The following is a 1896-nucleotide window of genomic DNA, read 5'->3' on the forward strand; positions in this document are numbered from 1 at the left end:
GCAGGGCTTGACCTTCCCCTAGCGGGAACCCCTATCTATCCATGCGTTGGCCAAACGGGCACATCACAAAAGACGCAGGAGGCGGGTATTCGCTGGCGCCAGAACATCGCAATTGTGCTGATCGCCGTGGTGAGCCTGTGGTTCAATGCGGATGCAGGGCTGCTGGCGTCAGGATTCGGTTCTGCCGGTCAGGCGCAGGGCGCCGAAGCGCATTCTGCCGGCGCGCATGCCCTGCACGGCCATGTCCCAGCGCATCCTCATGGATATGACCATGGCGGGGTGCCTGAGGGTGATACCCAGGGGAACACCACGCTTGATCACAGCATCTGCTCTGCGCACTGCGTGCCGGCGGTCATGGGTCTTGCTGCACAGGCCATGCCCCCGCAGCATTTTGATCGCGTTGCGATTTCTCGCTTGCCCGGCCCGCCTGGCCATCGCGCCGACCCGCCGCTGATCCCGCCCGAATACCGATCCTGAACACCGATACGCTCGCATGACCCGCCCCCCTGTGACCGGGCGACCGGACGTCATGCCATTCAGGATCTGTATTCGAAGGATTTATCCATGCGTAGCTTCAAGATTACCGCGTTTGCCGCGGCGCTGATGGCGTTCGCCTCCATCCCGCTTGCCCCGCTTCAGGCCGCTCCGGGCCATTCCGGCGGGCATGGCCATGGAAGTGCCGCCATCGGGGAACCCGGCAAGGCCGCCGAGGCCAGCCGTACCGTCACCATCGTCATGGGCGACAATTACTACGAACCGGAGCGGATCGAGGTATCCGGCGGAGAGACCATCCGCTTCGTCTTGCAGAACAAGGGCGAGTTCCTGCACGAGTTCAACATCGCCACGCCGGAGATGCATGCCGCGCATCAGAAGGAGATGGCGGTGATGTTCGAGCACGGCATGCTCACCCCCACCTCCATCGACCGCGAGATGATGAAGATGGATCATTCGAAGACGGGCATGTCGCATTCCATGCAGCATGACGACCCGAACAGCGTGCTGCTGGAGCCGGGCCAGTCGGGTGAACTGATCTGGACCTTCCCGTCCTCGGGCACGCTGGAATTCGCCTGCAACATTCCCGGCCATTACGAGACCGGCATGGTCGGGGCTGTCCAGCTCCGCACTGGCGCGGCCCGGAAGTGAGGAGGCAGACATGAACAGCATTATCTCTCCTCAGGTCAGTCGGCGGAATGCGCTGAAGCTGGCTGGAGCCGCCGGCCTGGCCGGTACTGTGTCGCTCTATCCGGGGCGGCGCAGCTTCGCCTCGGCCGACAAGGAGTTGCAGCTGGCCGTTGAGGCAAAGCGAATCGTGGTGGACAGCGTGGAAAGCAACGCCATCGCCATTGGCGGCTCGGTACCGGCGCCCACTCTGCGCTGGCGCGAGGGCGAGGAGGTGGTCATCCAGGTGACCAACCGCCTGCCGGAGCCGACCTCGATCCATTGGCACGGGCTGCTGATCCAGGGCGTCATGGATGGCGCGCCGGGCTTCAACGGCTATGAGGCGATCCAGCCCGGCGAGACCTATACCTACCGCTTCCAGCTGCGCCAGGCGGGAACCTACTGGTATCATAGCCATTCCGGCCTGCAGGAACAGCAGGGCATGTATGGCGCCATTGTGATCGAGCCGGCGGGCCGCGAGCCGGCGCGCTATGACCGCGACTATGTCGTCGTGCTGTCCGATCACACGCAGGAGAACCCGCGCGCAGTGCTGCGCAACCTGAAGAGCCAGGAAGGCTATTACAATTACGGCAAGCGCACGCTGATCGACTTCTTCCGGCAGGCCGATAGGGAGGGTTTCAACGCCGCCCTCAAGGACCGGCTGGAATGGGGCGACATGCGGATGGACCCGACCGATCTGGCGGATGTCACCGGCTATGCCTTTCTGGTGAATGGCCG

General features: G+C 63.7%; 3 protein-coding genes. All 3 read left to right on the top strand.

What is annotated here, in order from left to right; all coding sequences use genetic code 11:
• On the top strand, window positions 1-477 hold a 477-nt coding region (locus tag BKM74_RS18640; protein WP_217895533.1), incomplete at its 5' end, for a hypothetical protein.
• 87 nt (window positions 478-564) lie between these two features.
• Window positions 565-1143 carry a cupredoxin domain-containing protein gene (locus tag BKM74_RS18330; RefSeq protein WP_086467130.1) on the top strand — a complete coding sequence of 193 codons (579 nt, stop codon included), beginning with the start codon at window positions 565-567 and terminating at the stop codon, window positions 1141-1143.
• 10 nt (window positions 1144-1153) lie between these two features.
• Window positions 1154-1896 (top strand): multicopper oxidase domain-containing protein (locus BKM74_RS18335; protein WP_140056133.1); only part of this gene is annotated, 743 nt, incomplete at its 3' end.

The sequence above is a fragment of the Oceanibaculum nanhaiense genome (assembly GCF_002148795.1).
In the GTDB taxonomy this organism is placed as follows: domain Bacteria; phylum Pseudomonadota; class Alphaproteobacteria; order Oceanibaculales; family Oceanibaculaceae; genus Oceanibaculum; species Oceanibaculum nanhaiense.

What these genes read in the sequence shown, in the direction of transcription:
- BKM74_RS18330 (WP_086467130.1), top strand. Translation starts at nt 565, where the DNA reads ATGCGTAGCTTCAAGATTACCGCGTTTGCCGCGGCGCTGATGGCGTTC.